Source organism: Pseudomonas sp. PDM17, from assembly GCF_014851985.1.
GTDB lineage: Bacteria > Pseudomonadota > Gammaproteobacteria > Pseudomonadales > Pseudomonadaceae > Pseudomonas.
The window spans coordinates 120,296-139,661 of sequence record NZ_JACVAT010000001.1; the positions used below are offsets into that span (position 1 = coordinate 120,296).

A 19,366-nucleotide genomic window follows, 5' to 3' on the forward strand; every position below is an offset into this window, starting at 1 on the left:
GCGCGGGCGATTCCCATAACGACAAGAAACCAGCCGAGGCACCTTCAACGTGGCCAGACTCCACCTGCCGTTCCTGCTTCCTGCCCTCTTCGCCCTGAGCTCTACTGCCATCGCCGTACCGGTGACCGACAACCTGGACATCGGCGGCGCCGTGCGCGCGCGCTGGGATCATGACCCGGACCGCGATATCGAGAAGTTCGGCATCGACACCGCGATGCTGCGCGTCACCTACACCTCCGACACCTGGATCGGCGCCGCGCGCTACCGCTGGTACGGCAAGGACTATCCCTACCAGTACACCGAGCACTTTGGTGACGTGAACTTCGCCGAGTACGCCTGGATCGGCTACAAGTTTGATCCGGATCGGCAGATCCAGGTCGGTCTCAACCAGATTCCCTTCGGTCTGCAACCCTTCTTCGGCAGCACCTTCTACGAGACCCTCGGCAACGTCATCGGCCTGGAAGACGTCAACGACGTGGGCGTGAAGTACCTCCAGCAGCAGGGCGACTGGAACCTGCAGGTCGGCGCGTATAGCCGCCCCGCCTGGGAGGGCAACGGCACCAGCAACGGCACCACCTATTCCACCGTGGTGACTTCGGCGGATGGCTATGTCGGCGATGGTTCGCGCAACAAGGAGCGGCAGATCCTGGTCGGCCGCCTGGCGCGCTCGCTGCAACTGGGCGATTGGAAATCCGAAGTGGGTTTCTCGGCGCTGACCTCGCGCCTGGAGAACCAGGACACCGACGACAACGGCCGGCGCAACGCCTACGCCATTCACTATGCCGGGCAGAATGGCCCCTGGGGCGTGCAACTGCAGGCTGCGCGACAGCAGATGTCGCCGCGCAATCAGGGGAGCGACGAAGTAGTCACATTCGGTGGGTACGACGGTACGTTCAACGTCGCCAGTCGCGGTAACCTGTATGTCGGAGACCTGAGCTACAGCATTCCGGGAAGTTTCCTCGATGGTTGGGTCAGCGGCGTGAAGGTCTATGGCAACTACAGCGCCTTCGACAAGTCCGCTGACGACTTCAAGACTTCGCAGCGCTTCATCCTCGGCACCTCCTTCTCGGTGAAGGCGGTGTACATCGCCGTGGAGTGGCTCAACGGTCGCAACGATCCGTACATCGGCGGCAGCAACTACACCCAGAGCCTGGCCGAAGGTGGCACCAGCCACTGGGAGAACCAGCTGTACGCGAATGTCGGCTATTACTTCTGATATTGCGCTGACAAGGCCCGCGCGGCAGAGGCCGCGGGGCAGGGAAGGGTGGGTGAAACGCAAGATTCCGGCGCTCAATGCGCTGAAAGCCTTCGAAGTGGCCGGCAGCACGGGGAGCTTTACCCGTGCGGCCGAGCTGCTCAACGTGACCCAGAGCGCGGTCAGCCGCCAGGTGCGTCAGCTGGAGGAACAGCTGGGCGAGAGCCTGCTGGTACGCCGGCATCATCACCTGGAGCTGACCGAGGCCGGGCGTGTACTGCTGCGTGCGCTGCAACTCTCGTTCGACCGCATCGAGCTGACGGTGCGCGGTATCCAGCAGCGCCACCACCTCAATCGCCTGCGGGTCAACGCGCCGCCCACCTTTGCCCTGCGCTGGCTGTTGCCGCGCCTGTCGCGCCTGCGCGAAGCGCACCCTGACCTGGAAGTGAGCCTGACCACCAACCTGCAGGACAGCCTTGCGCAGAGCAGCACGCTGGATTGCGCGATTCGCTTCGGCAATGGCGAATGGGACGGCCTGGACAGCTCGCTGCTGATGCACGAACGGCACATCGCAGTGTGCGCGCCCAGCCTGCTGGCGCAGCGCGAGGAGCAGGACATCGATCTGCGCAGCATGACTTTGCTGCATGTGCTGGCCCGCGACGACCAGCGCTTCCTGACCTGGCGACACTGGCTGGACGCGGCGAAGATCCAGGGCGTCGACCTGCAGGGTGGCTACGAATTCGACCTGCTGGACATGGCCATCCGCGCGGCCATCGACGGGCTGGGCATCACCATCGCCGACCGGCAGATGGTCGCCCGTGAGCTGGCGGCGGGGCAGCTGGTGCAGATGCTCGACGTCGAGGTGCAGGGGCACCAGTCGTACTGGTGGGTGAGCCGGCCGGAGCAGGAGTTGCCGTCCCACGTCCAGCGCTTCCATGAGTGGTTGCAGCAGGAGGTGTGGATGACCGAGCGCAACCTGGTGGGATCGGGCTCCGTCATCAGTCTTTCCTGAAAGAATCCGTCGTCATTTCCTGTAGGAAGTGGCGACTTTCCTGCGCGCACTAACCTGCGTTTTTTGCATGTTATGGCGGTTTATTAATCGCTTGTCGCGACTGGGGCGCCTGTCGAAACTTCGGCCAACCGATAACGACAAGAGTCACCTCCCTGCCTGCGCCGCGCCGCCTTGCCCGTCGCCTGCATGAGCCAGCCTGCACCTTGTCGTTGCGTGGGGCCGCCACCGGCCCGAAGCCTTGCTTGAACGACAGGACATGACCATGCGTACAGATCGACACTTCATCGACGGCCGATTCGCCGACGCCTCCTCCGCCCATATCGCCGTGTTCGACCCGGCGACCGAGCAGCAGGTCGCCCAGGTGCCGGCCGCGAACGAGGCCGATGTGCGCAACGCCGTCGAAGCCGCCGCCCGCGCCCAGCGCAGCTGGGCTCGCCTGCCGGCCATCGAGCGCGGCGAACACCTGCGCCGCTTCGCCGAAGCCCTGGAACGCAACGCCGATCGTATCGGCGCCGCCCTGGCCGCCGAGTCCGGCAAGAGCCTGGCCGATGCCAGCAGCGAAGCCTTCTACGCCGGCCAGATCACCCGCTACCACGCCGAATGGGCACGTCGCATCGAAGGCGAAGTCATACCCAGCGACTCCACCGACGAAACCATCCTGCTGCAGCGCGAACCGATTGGCGTGGTCGCGGCGCTGATCCCGTTCAACTACCCGGTCTATACCTTCCTGCGCAAGGTCGCGCCGGCGCTGATCACCGGCAACACCGTGGTGGTGCGCCCGAGCAACAACACCCCGACTTCCGCCTTCGAGATCGCCCGTTGCGCCGAGGAAGCCGGCCTGCCCGCCGGCGTACTGAACGTGCTGACCATGAATCACGACGTCGCCGCCGTGCTCTGCCAGCAGCCGCAGATCGGCCTGATCACCCTGACCGGCAGCGTCGGCGCCGGCCGTATCGTGCTCGACTACTGCAAGGCCAACATCGCCAAGCCGTCCCTGGAACTGGGCGGCAAGACCCCGGCGATCATCGAGGCGGACGCCGACCTGGAGAAGGCCGCCACCGCCATCTTCGCTTCCAAGACCACCCACTGCGGCCAGCTGTGCACCGCCATCGAGCGCGTCTACGTGCAGGCCAGCGTGCATGACCGTTTCCTCGCCCTGCTGCGCGAGAAGATGGCCACCGTGCGCATCGGCAACCGTGCCGAGGACGCCAGCCTGATGGGCCCGCTGCAATACGGCCGCGCCCGTACCGACGTGCACGCCAAGGTCCAGCGCGCGCTGGCCGAAGGCGCCGTGCTGGAGTGCGGCGGCGTGCTGCCCGAGGGCGCCGGCCACTTCTACCCGGCGACCCTGCTCAGCGGCTGCCGCCAGGACATGGAGATCGTCCAGGAGGAAATCTTCGGCCCGGTGCTGCCGGTGCTGTCCTACGAGACCCTCGACGACGCGCTGGCCATGGCCAACGACCACCAGTTCGGCCTGTCCTCGGTGCTGTTCACCGAGAACTACCGCAACGCCATGAAGGTCGCCAACCACATCGAGGCTGGCGAGATCTACATCAACCGCACGCCCGCCGACCCCTACCAGGGCTTCCACGCCGGCTGGAAGCGCTCGGGCCTGGGCGGCGACGACGGCAAGCACGGGATGCTGGAGTTCACCCAGACGCGCCTCGTGGTCCTCAAGTTCTGACCCCACCTACGGGGCCCACTGCCTGGGCCCCGATACTCCCACCGCTGTTCCGACCAGTTGCCGGCGACCGAGCCGGCTGCGAGATGCATGATGAAAAAAACAATAAGTGCAGATGCCATGACCATGGCCGTGCCGGCTAACGCCAACCTCACCCGTTACATCCAGCTTGCCCTGCTCGTACTTGCGGCGGGGGCAATCTATCCCATGCTGTACCTGCGCCAGGTGTACCAGAGCACCATGCTCGAGGCGCTGGCGATCAACAACAGCGAACTGGGCTACCTCTACTCGATCCTCGGTACCGCCTTCCTGCTCAGCTACCTGCCCAGCGGCTGGCTGGCCGACCGCCTGTCGCCGCGCTTCCTGATCAGCTTCTCGCTGATCGGCACCGGCCTGCTGGGCATGTGGTACGCGATGCTGCCGGGCTTCGACACGCTGCTAGTGATCTTCTGCGGCTTCGGCATCACCACCGGCCTGACCTTCTGGGCCGCGCTGATCAAGCGGGTGAAGATGCTCGCCGGCGAAGACGAGCAGGGCCGCTTCTTCGGCGTGCTCGACGGCGGCCGCGGACTGGTCGAGGCGCTGCTGGCGACCATCGCCATCGCGCTGTTCGCCTACGTCACCGAGACCCGCGGCGAGAAGAACGCCCAGGGCCTGCAACTGGTCATCCATATGTACGCGATCTTCTGCATCGTGCTGGGCGCCGCACTGATGCTGGTGCGTGATCCGCAGAAGAACGGCAAGCAGTCCCGCGCCGAGAAGGGCAACCTGCTGGAAGACTTCCGCACCCTGCTGCGCATTCCCGAACTCTGGCTGGTCACCGCCATTGTCTTCTGCGGCTACCACTTCTTCTGGGCCACCTACAGCTTCTCGGCGTACCTGCAGGAAGGCGGCTTCGGCCTCTCCGCCACCGCTGCCGGCCTGATCACCACCATCAAGCTGTGGATGCGCCCGCTGGGCGGCATCGGCGGCGGCTGGCTGGGTGACCGCTTCACCCGTACCGGCGTGCTGACCTGGGCCATGCTCCTGGCCGCCCTGGGGATGATCGGCCTGATCGTGCTGCCGAGCCTGCATGTGCTCGGCGTGCTGATCTTCCTGGTGATCTTCATCGGCCTGATGACCTACGCCATCCGCGGCCTGTACTGGGCGATCCTCGATGACTGCCACATCCCGCTGCGTGTCACCGGTCTGGCCATCGGCATCATCTCGGTGCTGGGTTACGCCCCGGACGCCTACCTGCCCCTGCTCAACGGCTACATCACCGACCGCTTCCCCGGCTTCGTCGGCTACCAGATCTACTTCTCCTATGTCGTGGTGATGGGCCTGCTGGGCGTGGTCGCCACCCTGATCCTGAACAAGCGCATCCAGAAGAGAGCGAAAAACGCATGAAGATCGTCTCCCTCGAAACCCATGTGGTCGCCGTCCCACCGCCCCACGTCGGCGGCATGTACTGGCTGTTCGTCAAGCTGAAGACCGATTGCGGCATCGAAGGCGTCGGCGAGATCTACGCCGCCACCTTCCATCCCCGGGTGATGGTGCCGGCCATCGAGGACGTGTTCGGCCGCTACCTGGAGAACCAGGACCCGCACCACATCGAGCGCTTCTTCCGTCGCGCCTATTCGAGCGGTTTCACCCAGCGCCCCGACCTGACCATGATGGGCATTGTCAGCGGCCTGGAAATGGCCTGCTGGGACATCATCGGCAAGGCCGCGAACAAACCGGTGTACGAGTTGCTCGGCGGCAAGGTCCACGAGCGCCTGCGCTCCTACACCTACCTGTACCCGAAGAACGCCCAGGGCGAATACGACTACTCCGACCCGGACCTGGCGGCCGAGTGCGCCATCGAGAACATGAAGCTTGGCTTCACCGCGCTGAAGTTCGACCCGGCCGGCCCCTACACCGCGTTCTCCGGCCACCAGGTGTCGCTGGAGGTGCTGGATCGCTGCGAGACGTTCTGCCGCAAGATCCGCGAAGCGGTGGGCAACCAATGCGACCTGCTGTTCGGCACCCACGGGCAGATGGTGCCGTCCTCGGCCATCCGCCTGGCGAAGCGCCTGGAGAAGTACGACCCGCTGTGGTTCGAGGAGCCGATCCCGCCGGGCCAGGAAGACGCCATGGGCCAGGTCGCTGCCAAGACCAGCATCCCGATCGCCACCGGCGAGCGCCTGACCACCAAGTACGAGTTCTTCAGGCTGCTGCAGGCCGGCGGCGCGTCGATCCTGCAGATGAACGTCGGCCGCTGCGGCGGCCTGCTCGAAGGCAAGAAGATCGCCTCCATGGCCGAAGCCTTCTATGCCCAGATCGCCCCGCACCTCTACAACGGCCCCATCGGCGCGGCAGCGAGTTTCCAGCTGGCGGCCTGCACGCCGAACTTCCTGATCCAGGAAAGCATCGGCACCTGGGACGGCTTCCACGCGCAGGTGCTGAAGAAGCCGCTGCAGTGGGAAGACGGCTACATCATCCCGTCCAGCGAGCCCGGCCTTGGCGTCGAGCTGAACATGGACGTGGTCCGCGCCCACAGCCCCTACACCGGCGAACGCCTGCACCTGCAGATGGGCCCGGACCCTGTCGATGTGAAAGACAACGCACCGGCCAAAGGCTGATGCCGGACCCGCTCCCTGCAAACGGAAGCGGGGATCTACCCAACACCGCGGTACGCAATCCATGAAATACGACTACATCATCGTCGGCGCCGGTTCCGCCGGCTGCATCCTCGCCGCCCGCCTGAGCGAATCGGGCCAACACAGCGTCCTGCTGCTGGAAGCCGGTGGCAAGGACAGCTCGCACTGGTTCAGGATCCCGGTGGGCTTCGCCAAGCTCTACTACAACCCGACCTTCAACTGGATGTACTACAGCCAGCCGCAGAAGCAGCTCGCCAACCGCGAACTCTATGCGCCGCGCGGCAAGGTGCAGGGTGGCTCGGGCTCGATCAACGCGATGATCTATGTGCGTGGCCAGGCCCATGACTTCGACGACTGGGCGGCCAACGGCAACGAGGGCTGGTCGTTCAAGGACGTGCTGCCGTACTTCCGCAAGCTGGAATCGCACCCGCTGGGCAACACCGAGTACCACGGCGCCAACGGTCCTATTCGGATCACGCCGATGAAGGGCCACACCCATCCGATCTGTGACAGCTTCCTGGAAGGCTGCCAGGAGCTGGGTTATCCGCTGAGCGACGACTTCAACGGCAAGGACTTCGAAGGCGCCGGTCTCTACGACGTCAACACCAGGAACGGCCAGCGCTGTTCCAGCAGCTTCGCCTACCTGCACCCGGCGCAGCACCGCGCCAACCTGACCATCGAGCGCAACGCGCTGGTGGAGCGCGTGCTGTTCGACGAGAACAAGCGCGCCATTGGCGTGAGCGTGAAGCAGAGCGGCGTGCAGCGTGAGTTCCACGCCGAGCGCGAAGTCATCATCGCCGCCGGCGCGGTGGACTCACCCAAGCTGCTGCAACTCTCCGGCGTCGCCGACCGCGAGTTGCTCGATCAGCACAGGATTCCCCAGGTCCACGAGCTCCCCGCCGTGGGCAAGAACCTGCAGGATCACCTCTGCGTCAGCTACTACTACAAGGCCAACATCCGTACCCTGAACGACGACTTCGGTTCGCTGTTCGGCCAGGCCAGGCTGGGCCTTGAATACCTGCTGACCCGCAAGGGCCCGCTGTCGATGAGCGTGAACCAGAGCGGCGGTTTCTTCCGCAGCGACGATGCGCTGGAGCACCCGAACCTGCAGCTGTACTTCAACCCGCTGTCGTACCAGATTCCCAAGAGCAACAAGGCCAGCCTGAAACCCGAGCCGTATTCGGGCTTCCTGCTCTGCTTCAACCCGTGCCGGCCGACCAGCCGCGGCGAAATCCGCATCGCCTCGAAGAACCCGGCCGATGCCGCACTGATCGACCCGAACTACCTGAGCACGCAGAAGGACATCGACGAGGCCATTCAGGGCAGCCACCTGATCCGCAAGATCATGAACGCGCCGGCGCTGAAGAAAATCACCGTCGAGGAAGTACTGCCCGGCCCGGCCACCCAGTCCGACGAGCAGATGCTGCAGTACTTCCGCGAGAACTGCGGCTCGATCTACCACCTGTGTGGCAGCTGCGCCATGGGCAGCGACCCGCAGACCTCGGTGGTGGACAACCGCCTGCGCGTGCATGGCCTCAAGGGGCTGCGCGTGGTCGATGCGTCGATCTTCCCCAACGTCACCTCCGGCAACACCAACGCCGCAGTGATGATGGTGGCGGAGAAGGGCGCCGACCTGATCCTCGAAGATGCCCGTCTGGTTGCCGAGCAACGCTCGAGCGCCAAGCCTGTCCAGCGCGTGGCGGTGTAGTAGCGGCGTATTACCCACTGCCTGCGCCACTGACTAAGCTCTCCCGCATGCCCGGCCACCATGGCCGGGCCCTGCCGGGAGGATGCCCCAGATGGCCGCGAAGAAGATCCTGATGCTGGTCGGCGACTACGCCGAAGACTACGAAACCATGGTGCCGTTCCAGGCCCTGCTGATGGTCGGGCACACCGTCCATGCCGTCTGCCCGGACAAGAAGGCCGGCCAGAGCATCCGTACCGCGATCCACGATTTCGAAGGCGACCAGACCTACAGCGAGAAGCCCGGTCACAACTTCGCCCTTAATGCCAACTTCGCCGATGTGCGCGCCGAAGACTACGACGCGCTGCTGATTCCCGGCGGCCGTGCCCCGGAATACCTGCGCCTGAACGCCAGGGTGATCGAGCTGGTGAAAGCCTTCGACGCCGCGAAAAAGCCGATCGCCGCTGTCTGCCACGGTGCCCAGTTGCTGGCCGCTGCCGGCGTACTCAAGGGCCGCGCCTGCAGCGCCTACCCGGCCTGCGGCCCGGAAGTGACGCTGGCTGGCGGCGAGTACGTGGACATCCCGGTGGACGCGGCCCATGTCGACGGCAACCTGATCACCGCCCCGGCCTGGCCGGCGCACCCCGCCTGGCTGGCGAAGTTCCTCGACGTGCTGGGCACGAAGATCAGCCTGTAAACTGGCCCGTCATCGAAGCTGGAGCAGCCATCCATGTGCGAACTCTACGTAAAGGCCGACCCGATTCTCTACGAGTCGCGTTCGCGCTCGCTGCGCATCCGTGGCGTGGTCACCACGCTGCGCCTGGAGAACCAGTTCTGGGACATCCTGCGCGAGATTGCCGAAGTGGACGGCATGACCACCAACCAGCTGATCACCAAGCTCTACGACGAAGTGATGGACTACCGCGGGGAGGTGGTGAACTTCGCTTCCTTCCTGCGTGTGAGCTGCACGCGCTTCCTCGCCCAGCGCCGCGACAAGGTGACGGAACTGAGCCTGGTAGCGCGCAGCGCGTCCTGATTCGGCCTTTGCTCACGGCGTTTGCCGAATAGTCCGATCCCGGAGCCCGGTGCGGTCTTTCTAGACTGCGCCGTTGCCAGATTCCGGGAGTGTCCCATGCCATCCAGTACCCGCTCGCTTTTCCTCTGCGCCTTGCTGGCGGGAGGCATGGTCGGCCTGTCGATCGCCGAGCCCAGCTCCGCGGAACGCAAAGCCATCACGGCCTATCAGCAGAATGCCTTCGTCGAGCAACTGCACGATATCCAGGAGTCCGCCGGCTTTGCCGTGCCCGTCGAAGTGGACTGGGAGAGCATCGCCCTGCCGGGGCAGGCTGCTCACTATGGGGCCGAGGATTATTGGACCAACGTGTACTTCGTGCCGCTGGCCGAGGCGCTGGAGATGCTGACCTCCTACGACCAGGGCAAGCAGGCGGTACAAGGCAAGCTGAAACGTGTCGTGGTGCGCTACGACGCCAGTCGCGCCTCAGCGGACGGCTACCGCGACAAGGTAGCCCTGGACGCGGGAGTGCTCAGCATCAATTTCAAGCCCGCTTCGGCGGCCGAGGAAATCGAGGAGCGTACCGAGGCCATCCAGTCCGCTCTGGAAACCGCCCTCTGACAGCGAACGGCCAGACATGAAAAAGCCCGGCACTTGGCCGGGCTTTTTCATGGAGCGGTCATGCAGTGATTACTGCACTTCCACCGCCAGGCTCTCGGCGATCTTCTTCTGCCAGATGGCCGGGCCGGTGATGTGCACCGACTCGCCATTGGTGTCGACCGCAACGGTCACCGGCATGTCTTTGACTTCGAACTCGTAGATCGCTTCCATGCCCAGTTCGGCGAAGGCGAGGACCTTGGACTTCTTGATCGCCTGGGCGACCAGGTAGGCGGCGCCGCCAACGGCCATCAGGTAGACGGCCTTGTTGTCCTTGATTGCCTCGATGGCGATCGGGCCGCGCTCGGACTTACCGATCATGCCCAGCAGACCGGTGGTCTCGAGGATCTGGCGGGTGAACTTGTCCATCCGGGTCGCGGTGGTCGGGCCAGCCGGGCCAACCACTTCGTCACCGACCGGATCGACCGGGCCGACGTAGTAGATGAAGCGGCCCTTGAGGTCCACCGGCAGCTCTTCGCCCTTGTTCAGCATGTCGACCATGCGCTTGTGTGCGGCGTCGCGGCCGGTGAGCATCTTGCCGTTGAGCAGGATGGTCTCGCCCGGTTTCCAGCTTTGCACTTCTTCCGGGGTGATGCTGTCGAGGTTGACGCGGCGCGCGGACGGGCCGGCTTCCCAGACGATTTCCGGGTAAGCGTCCAGGGACGGCGCTTCCAGTTCGGCCGGGCCCGAGCCGTCGAGCACGAAGTGTGCGTGACGGGTGGCGGCGCAGTTGGGGATCATGCAGACCGGCAGCGAGGCGGCGTGGGTCGGGTAGTCCATGATCTTCACGTCGAGCACGGTGGTCAGGCCGCCCAGGCCCTGGGCACCGATGCCCAGCTGATTGACCTTCTCGAACAGCTCAAGGCGCATTTCCTCGATCTTGTTCTGCGGACCGCGGGCCTTCAGTTCGTGGATGTCGATCTCGTCCATCAGGACTTCCTTCGCCATCACCGCGGCCTTCTCGGCGGTACCGCCGATGCCGATGCCGAGCATGCCCGGCGGGCACCAGCCGGCGCCCATGGTCGGAACGGTCTTCAGGACCCAGTCGACGATCGAGTCGGACGGGTTGAGCATGGCCATCTTCGACTTGTTCTCGGAGCCGCCGCCCTTGGCTGCAACGTCCACTTCCACGGTGTTGCCGGGGACGATGGAGTAGTGGATCACTGCCGGGGTGTTGTCCTTGGTGTTCTTACGCGCGCCGGCCGGGTCGGCCAGGATAGAGGCGCGCAGGACGTTCTCCGGCAGGTTGTAGGCGCGACGCACGCCTTCGTTGATCATGTCGTCGACGCTCATGGTGGCGCCGGCCCAGCTCACTTCCATGCCGACGCGGACGAACACGGTGACGATACCGGTGTCCTGGCAGATCGGGCGGTGACCAGTGGCGCACATGCGCGAGTTGATCAGGATCTGCGCCATCGAGTCCCGGGCAGCCGGCGACTCTTCGCGCAGATAGGCCTCATGCATGGCCTGGATGAAGTCAACCGGGTGGTAGTAGGAGATGAACTGCAGGGCATCGGCGACGCTCTGGATCAGGTCGTCTTGCTTGATCACGGCCATGGAGCACGGTCCTCTTCAGGCGGGTAAGACAGGCTTCTAGCCTGTTACATCAGGGTTTCGCCGACACGGCTGCGGCGAAAAAAGGCGCCATAGTATAGCGCTGCGGCCGCTTGCCGCGCACTCGCCAGTGATCCGACCTTGGTCCCAGGTGACCTCTGCTCTTCATGCGGTCCGCCCACATTCCGATCGGCTAGGCACTGGGGCGCTTTGATAGTAGAGTGAAGGCCAGGTGCCATTACGGGACGGAGCCCCATGAGCACGCTGAAACCACCTCTGAAGCAGCACGCCTTACAAAAACTACTCATCAGGCGATTCGGCATGGCCCTCGGGACCTATGCGCTGGCGCTTCTGTTGTTGTGGTTGGCCGTATTCGGCGAGTTCTACCGCGCCCCCGTCAGCTTCGCCCTGACCTGCACGCTACTGGTCGCCGGCAGCCAGCTGGTGTTCGCCTGGCTGTTCTTCAGCGGGCGCAATCAGCGTTTCACCGATCCGAGCATGACCGAGCCGCAGGTGCTGGTGGCGCTGGTCTGGAACACCCTGTTCCTGGCCAACGTCGATACCGCGCGCGGCACGCTGATGGTGCTCTACGTGCTGATCCTGTTGTTCGGCGTGTTCCAGTTGCAGCCAAGGGTATTCGCCCGCTGCGCCGCGCTGGCCTTCATTGCCTTTGCTGGCCTGAACCTCCACGAAGCCTTCCAGCAGCGCCTGCAACTGCCGGCCCAGGCGGTCCTGCAACTGCTGGTGCTGTTCATCGTGCTTACCTGGCTGAGCCTGTTCGCCGGTTACGTGCAGTCGTTGCGCCAGCGCATGCGCCAGCGCCGCTATGCACTGCAGGCGCACCAGGACACCCTGCGCGGCATGATGCGCCAGCTCGAAGACCTGGTGGCCACCGACGAGCTCACCGGGCTGTTCAACCGCCGGCACTTCATCCGCCTGGCCGGTCGTGCGCTGGAAGAAATGCACCCCGGCCAGCGCCACGGCCTGGCGCTGATCGACCTGGACCACTTCAAGCGCATCAACGATGTCCACGGCCATGCCGCCGGTGACCGCGTGCTGCAGACCTTCGCCGCCGTGGCGCGGGCCTGCCTGCGCGAAGGCGACGTGCTGGCGCGCTACGGCGGCGAAGAGTTCGTCCTGCTGCTGCCCAACGCCGACGCCGATCGCCTGACCACCTGCTGCGAACGCCTGCGGATGGCCTATTCGGCGGCGGAACCGGTGGGTGTGAATATCGAAACCCTGAGCCTGTCGGCGGGGATGACCCTGCTCGACGCCAACGACGATCTCGACGAGGCCTTGCAACGGGCCGACCAGGCGCTCTACCGTGCGAAACGCAGCGGACGCAACCGCTGCGATGCCGCATGGGAGTGGACGCGTGCCTGAGATACAGGCCGGATCGCAACGCTTTTCGGTCAGCCCCGGAGTCAACCTGCTCGATGCCCTGCGCGGCGTCGGCATCGCGGTGCCTTACAGCTGCCGGGCCGGCAGTTGCCACGCCTGCCTGGTGCGCTGCACACGTGGCGAGGTGCTGGATGCCTTGCCCGAGGCGCTGGATTCCGTGCGCCGCGCGGAGGGCTGGCGACTGTCCTGCCAGTGCCGGGTGATCGAGGACCTCTCGGTGGAAACCTTCGACCCGCAGCGCGATGGCATGCCCGCCACGGTGACTGAACTCGACTGGCCGGCGCCGGACGTGCTGCGCCTGCGCCTCACCCCGCAACGCCCGCTGCGCTACAGCGCCGGTCAGCACCTGATACTCTGGAGCGCCGAAGGCGTCGCGCGGCCCTACTCCCTGGCCAGCGTGCCGGGCCTGGACCCCTGGCTCGAATTCCACATCGACTGCCGCGAATGCGGCGCCTTCGCCGATTTCGCCCGAGGCCTGAAGGTCGGTGACAGCCTGCGCCTGGGCGAGCTGCGCGGCGGCGCACTGCACTACGACCCGGAATGGCATGAGCGACCGCTGCTGCTGATGGCTTCCGGCACCGGCCTGGCGCCGCTCTGGGGCGTCCTGCGCGAAGCGCTGCGGCAGCATCACAGTGGGCCGGTCCGCGTCATTCACCAGGCCCATGACCACGCCGGCCATTATCTGGCGGAGCCCCTGCAATCCCTGGCCGCCAGCCATCCTGAGCTGCAAGTGACGCTGATGACCACGGCCGAGTCGGCCGAGGTTTTGGCGCAACTCCGGCTTGTTTCGCGGCGAACCCTCGCCTTACTCTGCGGCCATCCTGCCAGCGTCGATGCCTTCGCTCGCCGCCTCTACCTCTGCGGCGTGCCCCGTGGCCAGACGCTGGCCGACCTGTACCTGCCCCACGCCTGAACCGGTCCTCTCCCTTCAATAAGAACAAGGAATTGCCATGAGCGAACAGATTCTCGTCGAGCGCGAAGAGGGCCTGCTGACCCTGCGCCTGAACCGTCCAGACAAGATGAACGCGCTGACCCGCACTATGTATGCCGGTCTCGCCGATGCCCTGGAAGCGGCGCAGGAGGATCGTTCGGTGCGCGTGGTGCTGATCACCGGCAACGCCGAGTGCTTCACCAGCGGCAACGACATCGTCGACTTCCTCCAGGAGCCGCCGAGCGGTCCGGACAGCGCGGTGTTCCGCTTCATGCGCGCGCTGATGGAATTCACCAAACCGGTGGTCGCCGCCGTCGCCGGCCCGGCCGTGGGCATCGGCACCACGCTGCTGCTGCACTGCGACCAGGTGTTTATCGCCAGGAGCGCCAAGCTGAAGATGCCCTTCGTCAACCTGGGCCTGTGCCCGGAGTTCGGTTCCAGCTTCCTGGTGCCGCGTCTGGTCGGCCCGGTGAAGGCTTCCAGCCTGCTGCTGCGCGGCGAAGGTTTCACCGGCGAGCAGGCCGTGGCCTACGGCATCGCCAACGAGGCGCTGGCAGACGGCGCGGCCGCGCTGGAGCGTGCCCGCGAGGTTTGCCAGGCCTTCCAGCAACTGCCGCCGGCCGCGGTGGCGCTGAGCAAGCGCCTGCTGAAAGCACCCTTCATCGAGGAACTGCGCCGGGTGGTGGCGGAGGAAGGCCAGCACTTCGTGCAGCGTCTGCATTCGCCGGAAGCCCACGAAGCGCTGAGTGCCTTCACCCAGCGCCGCCAGCCGGATTTCTCCAAGTTCCTCTGAGCGGCTCGCTCACGGCGTACAACCGCGAGCGGTTGTACGCCCCGTTTATGTAGGATGGGTATCGCTGCGCTCCACGCCATCCTGCGTCGTGCACTCGGTCACTCTGGTCGGGCGAATAACGCGCCAGCGTTATCCGTCGTGGGATGGCCGGGTTGCCCACACAATCTGTGGAGCGCGCTGTGGATAAGCTCTGGGGCAACCCAGCGAAGCCACGCCAGCCGTGATCTGCAGGAGATTGAGCGGTATTTGAGCGATACCCGGCAGGTTGCCCACATAAGGTGTGGAAGGTGCTGTGGATAAGCTTGGGGCCAAGGTGCCGAAGCCGCATGGCGCCGGGCTTTCAGCCGATTGGTTGCCCTTTGAGCAACCGCAAAAGGAAAAGGCCGCCCGAGGGCGGCCTTTCTCGCTCAATAAAGAGCCTTTACAGCAGGATCAGACCAGCAGGTCGCCCACGTGCAGCACCTTCATGGTGTTGGTGCCGCCCTGGGCGGTGTAGCTGTCGCCCTTGGTCAGGATCACCCAGTCCCCCTTGGTCACCACGCCACGCTGCAGCAGCGCGTCGACGGCTTCCTGGCTGACACGCTCCGGCGGCAGGGCGGCCGGGTCGAACGGGATGGTCTCCACGCCACGGAACAGCGCCACGCGGGCCTGGGTTTCGCGGTGCGGGGAGTAGGCGAAGATCGGTACCGAGGAGCGGATGCGCGACATGATCAGCGGGGTGTAACCGCTTTCGGTCAGGCAGATGATCGCCTTGATGCCCGGGAAGTGGTTGGCGGTGTACATGGCCGCCAGGGCGATACTCTCGTCGCAGCGCTCGAAGGTCTGGCCCAGGCGGTGGCTGGACTTCTTGGTGGTCGGGTGCTTCTCGGCGCCGGCGCAGATGCGCGCCATGGCCTTGACCGCTTCCACCGGGTATTCGCCAGCGGCGGATTCGGCCGAGAGCATCACGGCGTCGGTGTAGTCGAGCACGGCGTTGGCCACGTCGGAGACTTCCGCGCGGGTCGGCATCGGGTTCTGGATCATCGACTCCATCATCTGGGTCGCGGTGATCACTGCCTTGTTGTAGCGGCGCGCGTGCAGAATGATCTTCTTCTGGATGCCCACCAGCTCGGCGTCGCCGATTTCCACGCCGAGGTCACCACGGGCAACCATCACGGCGTCGCTGGCGCGGATCAGGCCGTCCAGGGCTTCGTCGTCGGCCACGGCTTCGGCGCGTTCGATCTTGGCCACCAGCCAGGCGGTGCCGCCGGCTTCGGTGAGCAGGCTGCGGGCGTATTCCATGTCCTTGGCGTCACGCGGGAAGGACACGGCGACGTAGTCCAGGTCCATGCTCGCGGCCAGCTTGATATCGGCCTTGTCCTTCTCGGTCAGAGCCGGCGCGGTGAGGCCGCCGCCACGGCGGTTGATGCCCTTGTGGTCGGACAGCGGGCCGCCGATCAGTACTTCGCAGACCAGTTCGTCGGCCTTCACTTCCTTGACCGCCATGACCACGCGGCCGTCGTCCAGCAGCAGCTCGTCACCGATGCCGCAGTCCTTGACCAGGTCCGGGTAGTCGATGCCCACGACCTGCTGGTTGCCTTCGGTGCGCGGGTGGCTGGTGGAGAAGCGGAAGGTGTCGCCGACGGCCAGTTCGATGCGCTTGTTGGCGAACTTGGCGATACGGATCTTGGGACCCTGCAGGTCGCCCAGCAGCGCCACGAAGCGACCGTGCTTGGCGGCAATGTCGCGCACCAGTTGGGCGCGCGCACGATGTTCGTCGGGAGTGCCGTGGGAGAAGTTCAGACGGGCGACGTCGATCCCGGCGAGGATCAGCTGTTCCAGGACTTCGGGGGAATTGCTGGCTGGGCCGAGGGTGGCGACGATCTTGGTGCGGCGAAGGGACATGCGGGACTCCTAGGGGAAAGCAGCGGTCAGGCCGCCGCCGGAGCAGGTCCGGAGCGGCCAGGGCGCCATCTTACTCTCTTCAGGTGACTCTTTCAGGTAGCTCTCTCAGGTGCGGGGCCGGATCACCAGCAGATCGCATTCGACTTCCTCGAAGACCCGCTCGGCGGTCTGGCCGATCAGCGCGTTGTCGAGCTGCCCGCGGGCGACGGCGCCCATCAGCAGCAGGTCGATGGCGTGGTCCTTCACGTAGGCCGGGATCACTTCCTCGGCGAAGCCCTGGCCCAGCAACGCGCGCTGGCGATCGATCTGCGGGTAGTGCGCGAGCAGGGCGTCGAAGGCTGCGCGGTGGTGGGCTTCGGTGCGCAGCACGTAGTTATCGTAGTCGGCCAGCAGCTCGGCGTTGAACGCCAGGGTGCGCGGTACGGCCATGTAAGCGTGCAGGTAGTGGGCGTCGAGCTGCAGGCGCTGCTCCAGTTCGCGGGCTACCGTGATCAGCCGATGATCCAGCGTGGCCGGGGTATCGCCGGCGTGCAGCGGGTCGACGGCGGCGCACAGGTTCTTCCCCGACCATTCGCCGTGCTGCACTAGCCACAGCGGCTGCGGGCAATGACGGATCAACTGCCAGTCGTTGTTGGTGAGGAACAGGCGCTTGAGCAGGTTGTGGTGATGCGCGGACTTGAGTACCAGATCGGGCGTGGTCTGCTCGCAGTGGAGAACCACCTGGTGGTGCAGGGACTTGCCCCAGCGCACCTGGCAGTGCACGTTGAGGCCGGTTTCGCGCAGCGGTTCGGCGAGCTGTTGCAGCCAGCCCAGACGCTCGTCCAGCAAGTTGCGCTGGGCGGCGTCGAGGTCGCCACGTTCCAGCAGCAGGGCGTTGTCCAGCGCCGCGTTGTACACGCAGGCCAGCAGCTCCAGGCGCGCGCCGCAGCGCTGGGCGATCCAGCGGGCACGGGTGAGGGCGGGCTGGTCTGCGCGGGTCGGGTCGATGATGACGAGCAGGTGCTGCAGCTTCATGGCGGAGTCCTCGCGCGCTCTGCGTTCATTGCAGAGCACAAGCGTAGACACTGCCGCCCGCCGCGCGTCTTGACGTGGCTCAGCGGTGCGCAGGCTTTGCTGTCAGCTGCGGGGCGAGGTCTGGTTCAGCGCGCGGTCAAGGTGCCGGGCGCCCTTGTCGGCCAGTTCGCCGCTGGGGAATTCGGCGAGCTGGCGGCGCAGGTAGGCGATGGCCTTTTCGCGGTCCGGGTGCGGGTTGTCCGGCGCCATGTACATCAGTCCCAACTGGTACAGCGCCTTCTCGCGGATGTCCGCCGGGATGGCGGGGTCGTTGGCGCCCAGCAGGTAGAGTTGTGCGGCTTCGTCGACACGCCCCTTGAGCACGGCACGGCGCGACAGCAGGGTCATGTCCGGGTCGAGGGTCGGCTTGTTCAGGTCGAGGTTGTACTGCGGCTGCCAGTCGGCCAGCAATTGCCTGGCGGTCTTCTGCACCGGGTCCTTGGCACGCTGGCGGATGATCAGTTCGCGGGCATCGGCGTGTTCGGCGGCCTTGGTGCCGGGGAATTCACGGTCGATGCGCTGGAAGTAATCCATGGCTTTCTGATCGTCGCGCTGGTCGTTGTAGCGGCTCATGTAGATCAGGCCGATCTGGTACAGCGCGATGGCGCGCACCTCGGGGCCGTAGCGGGTGTTGTCGTAGCCGGTGAGGTAGAGCTGCTCGGCTTCGCTGCTCTTGCCGTCGCGGATGGCCTGGGCGCTGTAGGTGAGGAGGTCGCCTTCCTCTTCCACGGCAGCGGTCATGCGCTTGTTCTTGAGCTGCTTGTATTCGGCCACTTCGCCGGTGGTGATCTGGGCAACGAACAACGGCGTGGTCGGGGCGCAGGCGGTGAGCCAGGGCAGCAGCACGGCGAACGGGAGGGCAATAGAAATCGGGTGTGCGAAACGCATGGCAGATCCTTTGCGCTGAGGCGAAGTCCACGTGAGTCTAGTGGCGGGCTACAGTACGGCCAAGACGGGCCGATACACTTCCCAACGGAGGATATGCCCATGCGAACCCTTTTCCTCGCGCTGCTGGCGCTGAGTGTTACCGGCTGCACCAGCTGGTCGATGAATTATCACCTGAACAATGCCTACCGCGCGTACAAGAGCGGTGACTGCCAGCGCGTGCAGCTGGAGCTCTCGGAGACCGAGCGCAAGGCGCGCGCGCGGCCGTGGATCCAGCCGGAAATCTCCATGCTGCGCGGCCAGTGCCTGGAGCGTGAGAAGTTCTACGTCGATGCGGCGCAGACCTACCAGTTCATCGTCGCCCGTTACCCCACCAGTGAGTATGCTTACCGGGCCAAGGCACGGCTGGAAACGCTGCGCTTGAATGGCCGTCTGCCCAACGATCTGCGCCTCGACACGCCCACGCCCTGACCGGCGGTCGCGGGCCGACTTGAGCGCCGCTCATAGCTGGCTAATCTCTTGAGTGCATCATGCATGGAGGTACGAATGCGTGCCCTGTGGCTCTGCGCCTTGTGTTTCCCCCTGCTGGCATCGGCGGATATCTACCGCTGGACCGACGCTCAGGGAAAGGTGCATTTCAGCGAAACCCCACCGCCGGGGGCGCAACGCGTCGAGGTCAAGCCGCAGGTCATCGAACGGGATGCGGCGACACGCGAGCGGGAGGAACGCACCCGCCGCTTCTACGACGCGCGTCGAGATGAAAGCGCCGCTGCCCAGAACCAGGCGGCGGAGCAGCAAGCCAAGCTGGACCAGCAGTGCGCGAATTGGCGCCGTGATCTGGAGTCGCTCAGTCATGGCGGGCGGTACTTCACGCAGACCAGCAGTGGTGAAAGGACTTACTACAGCGATGCACAGCTCGACGCCGCTCGTCAGGCGCTTAGCGCACGGCTGGCGGAAGGTTGTCGTTAGGACTGGCCCTGCCTGGGCGGCATCGTCATACTGG

The 19,366-nt window shown here is 65.3% G+C and carries 18 protein-coding genes; 14 read left to right on the top strand and 4 right to left on the bottom strand.

Going from position 1 to position 19,366, the window contains the following annotated elements:
- Positions 1–49: 49 nt before the first annotated feature.
- The 9 genes from IB256_RS00575 (at position 50) to IB256_RS00615 (ending at position 9,826) form a co-directional block, all read left to right on the top strand.
- Positions 50–1,216 carry a hypothetical protein gene (locus IB256_RS00575; RefSeq protein WP_192401002.1) on the top strand — a complete coding sequence of 389 codons (1,167 nt, stop codon included), beginning with the start codon at positions 50–52 and terminating at the stop codon, positions 1,214–1,216.
- Positions 1,217–1,268: 52 nt separating this feature from the next.
- The gene (locus IB256_RS00580) at positions 1,269–2,207 is read left to right on the top strand and encodes a LysR substrate-binding domain-containing protein (protein WP_192401003.1); all 939 of its coding nucleotides are present in this window, start codon (positions 1,269–1,271) and stop codon (positions 2,205–2,207) included.
- 262 nt (positions 2,208–2,469) lie between these two features.
- Positions 2,470–3,891 carry an aldehyde dehydrogenase gene (gene aldA / locus IB256_RS00585; RefSeq protein WP_192401004.1) on the top strand — a complete coding sequence of 474 codons (1,422 nt, stop codon included), beginning with the start codon at positions 2,470–2,472 and terminating at the stop codon, positions 3,889–3,891.
- Positions 3,892–3,981: 90 nt separating this feature from the next.
- Positions 3,982–5,277: an MFS transporter gene (locus IB256_RS00590; protein WP_225610428.1), complete on the top strand. Its 1,296-nt coding sequence runs from the start codon at positions 3,982–3,984 to the stop codon at positions 5,275–5,277.
- Entirely contained in the window at positions 5,274–6,491 is a 1,218-nt protein-coding gene (locus IB256_RS00595) for a mandelate racemase/muconate lactonizing enzyme family protein (RefSeq protein ID WP_192292207.1), read from the top strand. Before IB256_RS00590 ends, IB256_RS00595 begins: the two co-directional genes overlap by 4 nt.
- A 61-nt stretch (positions 6,492–6,552) precedes the next feature.
- On the top strand, positions 6,553–8,217 hold the full coding sequence (locus IB256_RS00600) for a GMC family oxidoreductase (RefSeq protein ID WP_192401005.1): 1,665 nt from the start codon (positions 6,553–6,555) through the stop codon (positions 8,215–8,217).
- 91 nt (positions 8,218–8,308) lie between these two features.
- Positions 8,309–8,890 (top strand): DJ-1/PfpI family protein, encoded by a 582-nt coding sequence (locus tag IB256_RS00605; RefSeq protein WP_192401006.1) that lies wholly within the window; start codon positions 8,309–8,311, stop codon positions 8,888–8,890.
- Positions 8,891–8,923: 33 nt separating this feature from the next.
- Positions 8,924–9,229: a ribbon-helix-helix domain-containing protein gene (locus tag IB256_RS00610; RefSeq protein WP_081516329.1), complete on the top strand. Its 306-nt coding sequence runs from the start codon at positions 8,924–8,926 to the stop codon at positions 9,227–9,229.
- 96 nt (positions 9,230–9,325) lie between these two features.
- A complete protein-coding gene (locus tag IB256_RS00615; protein ID WP_192292197.1) occupies positions 9,326–9,826 on the top strand; it encodes a hypothetical protein in 501 nt (166 codons plus the stop codon).
- A gap of 69 nt (positions 9,827–9,895) precedes the next feature.
- Here the strand turns inward: IB256_RS00615 and IB256_RS00620 are convergent, their stop codons facing one another.
- Positions 9,896–11,419 (bottom strand): fumarate hydratase, encoded by a 1,524-nt coding sequence (locus IB256_RS00620; protein WP_081516327.1) that lies wholly within the window; start codon positions 11,417–11,419, stop codon positions 9,896–9,898.
- 252 nt (positions 11,420–11,671) lie between these two features.
- Here IB256_RS00620 and IB256_RS00625 point away from each other — a divergent pair, with 252 nt between their 5' ends.
- From IB256_RS00625 to IB256_RS00635, 3 genes are read left to right on the top strand one after another with little or no spacing between them, the layout of a single operon-like run.
- Positions 11,672–12,799: a sensor domain-containing diguanylate cyclase gene (locus IB256_RS00625; RefSeq protein ID WP_192223895.1), complete on the top strand. Its 1,128-nt coding sequence runs from the start codon at positions 11,672–11,674 to the stop codon at positions 12,797–12,799.
- A complete protein-coding gene (locus IB256_RS00630; protein ID WP_192401007.1) occupies positions 12,792–13,730 on the top strand; it encodes an iron-sulfur-binding ferredoxin reductase in 939 nt (312 codons plus the stop codon). Before IB256_RS00625 ends, IB256_RS00630 begins: the two co-directional genes overlap by 8 nt.
- A 37-nt stretch (positions 13,731–13,767) precedes the next feature.
- Complete coding sequence (locus IB256_RS00635; protein WP_192401008.1) at positions 13,768–14,541, top strand: enoyl-CoA hydratase-related protein; 774 nt, start codon at positions 13,768–13,770, stop codon at positions 14,539–14,541.
- 432 nt (positions 14,542–14,973) lie between these two features.
- On the opposite strand, the gene pyk is transcribed toward IB256_RS00635, so the two are convergent.
- From pyk to IB256_RS00650, 3 genes are all read right to left on the bottom strand, one after another.
- Entirely contained in the window at positions 14,974–16,425 is a 1,452-nt protein-coding gene (gene pyk / locus IB256_RS00640) for a pyruvate kinase (RefSeq protein WP_081516323.1), read from the bottom strand.
- 105 nt (positions 16,426–16,530) lie between these two features.
- Complete coding sequence (locus tag IB256_RS00645) at positions 16,531–17,439, bottom strand: universal stress protein (RefSeq protein WP_192401009.1); 909 nt, start codon at positions 17,437–17,439, stop codon at positions 16,531–16,533.
- Between the two features lie 102 nt (positions 17,440–17,541).
- Positions 17,542–18,366 carry a tetratricopeptide repeat protein gene (locus IB256_RS00650; protein ID WP_192292181.1) on the bottom strand — a complete coding sequence of 275 codons (825 nt, stop codon included), beginning with the start codon at positions 18,364–18,366 and terminating at the stop codon, positions 17,542–17,544.
- Positions 18,367–18,465: 99 nt separating this feature from the next.
- Here IB256_RS00650 and IB256_RS00655 point away from each other — a divergent pair, with 99 nt between their 5' ends.
- Positions 18,466–18,834 carry a lipoprotein gene (locus IB256_RS00655; protein ID WP_045211033.1) on the top strand — a complete coding sequence of 123 codons (369 nt, stop codon included), beginning with the start codon at positions 18,466–18,468 and terminating at the stop codon, positions 18,832–18,834.
- Between the two features lie 75 nt (positions 18,835–18,909).
- Positions 18,910–19,332 (top strand): DUF4124 domain-containing protein, encoded by a 423-nt coding sequence (locus IB256_RS00660; RefSeq protein ID WP_045211031.1) that lies wholly within the window; start codon positions 18,910–18,912, stop codon positions 19,330–19,332.
- The last annotated feature ends 34 nt before the right edge of the window (positions 19,333–19,366 follow it).

Excerpts from the sequence above, each read along its gene's own strand:
- aldA (WP_192401004.1), top strand. The coding sequence starts at position 2,470 with ATGCGTACAGATCGACACTTCATCGACGGCCGATTCGCCGACGCCTCC.
- IB256_RS00590 (WP_225610428.1), top strand. The coding sequence starts at position 3,982 with ATGAAAAAAACAATAAGTGCAGATGCCATGACCATGGCCGTGCCGGCT.
- IB256_RS00595 (WP_192292207.1), top strand. The coding sequence starts at position 5,274 with ATGAAGATCGTCTCCCTCGAAACCCATGTGGTCGCCGTCCCACCGCCC.
- IB256_RS00600 (WP_192401005.1), top strand. The coding sequence starts at position 6,553 with ATGAAATACGACTACATCATCGTCGGCGCCGGTTCCGCCGGCTGCATC.
- IB256_RS00605 (WP_192401006.1), top strand. The coding sequence starts at position 8,309 with ATGGCCGCGAAGAAGATCCTGATGCTGGTCGGCGACTACGCCGAAGAC.
- IB256_RS00610 (WP_081516329.1), top strand. The coding sequence starts at position 8,924 with ATGTGCGAACTCTACGTAAAGGCCGACCCGATTCTCTACGAGTCGCGT.
- IB256_RS00615 (WP_192292197.1), top strand. The coding sequence starts at position 9,326 with ATGCCATCCAGTACCCGCTCGCTTTTCCTCTGCGCCTTGCTGGCGGGA.
- IB256_RS00620 (WP_081516327.1), bottom strand. The coding sequence starts at position 11,419 with ATGGCCGTGATCAAGCAAGACGACCTGATCCAGAGCGTCGCCGATGCC.
- IB256_RS00625 (WP_192223895.1), top strand. The coding sequence starts at position 11,672 with ATGAGCACGCTGAAACCACCTCTGAAGCAGCACGCCTTACAAAAACTA.
- IB256_RS00635 (WP_192401008.1), top strand. The coding sequence starts at position 13,768 with ATGAGCGAACAGATTCTCGTCGAGCGCGAAGAGGGCCTGCTGACCCTG.
- pyk (WP_081516323.1), bottom strand. The coding sequence starts at position 16,425 with ATGTCCCTTCGCCGCACCAAGATCGTCGCCACCCTCGGCCCAGCCAGC.
- IB256_RS00645 (WP_192401009.1), bottom strand. The coding sequence starts at position 17,439 with ATGAAGCTGCAGCACCTGCTCGTCATCATCGACCCGACCCGCGCAGAC.
- IB256_RS00650 (WP_192292181.1), bottom strand. The coding sequence starts at position 18,366 with ATGCGTTTCGCACACCCGATTTCTATTGCCCTCCCGTTCGCCGTGCTG.
- IB256_RS00655 (WP_045211033.1), top strand. The coding sequence starts at position 18,466 with ATGCGAACCCTTTTCCTCGCGCTGCTGGCGCTGAGTGTTACCGGCTGC.
- IB256_RS00660 (WP_045211031.1), top strand. The coding sequence starts at position 18,910 with ATGCGTGCCCTGTGGCTCTGCGCCTTGTGTTTCCCCCTGCTGGCATCG.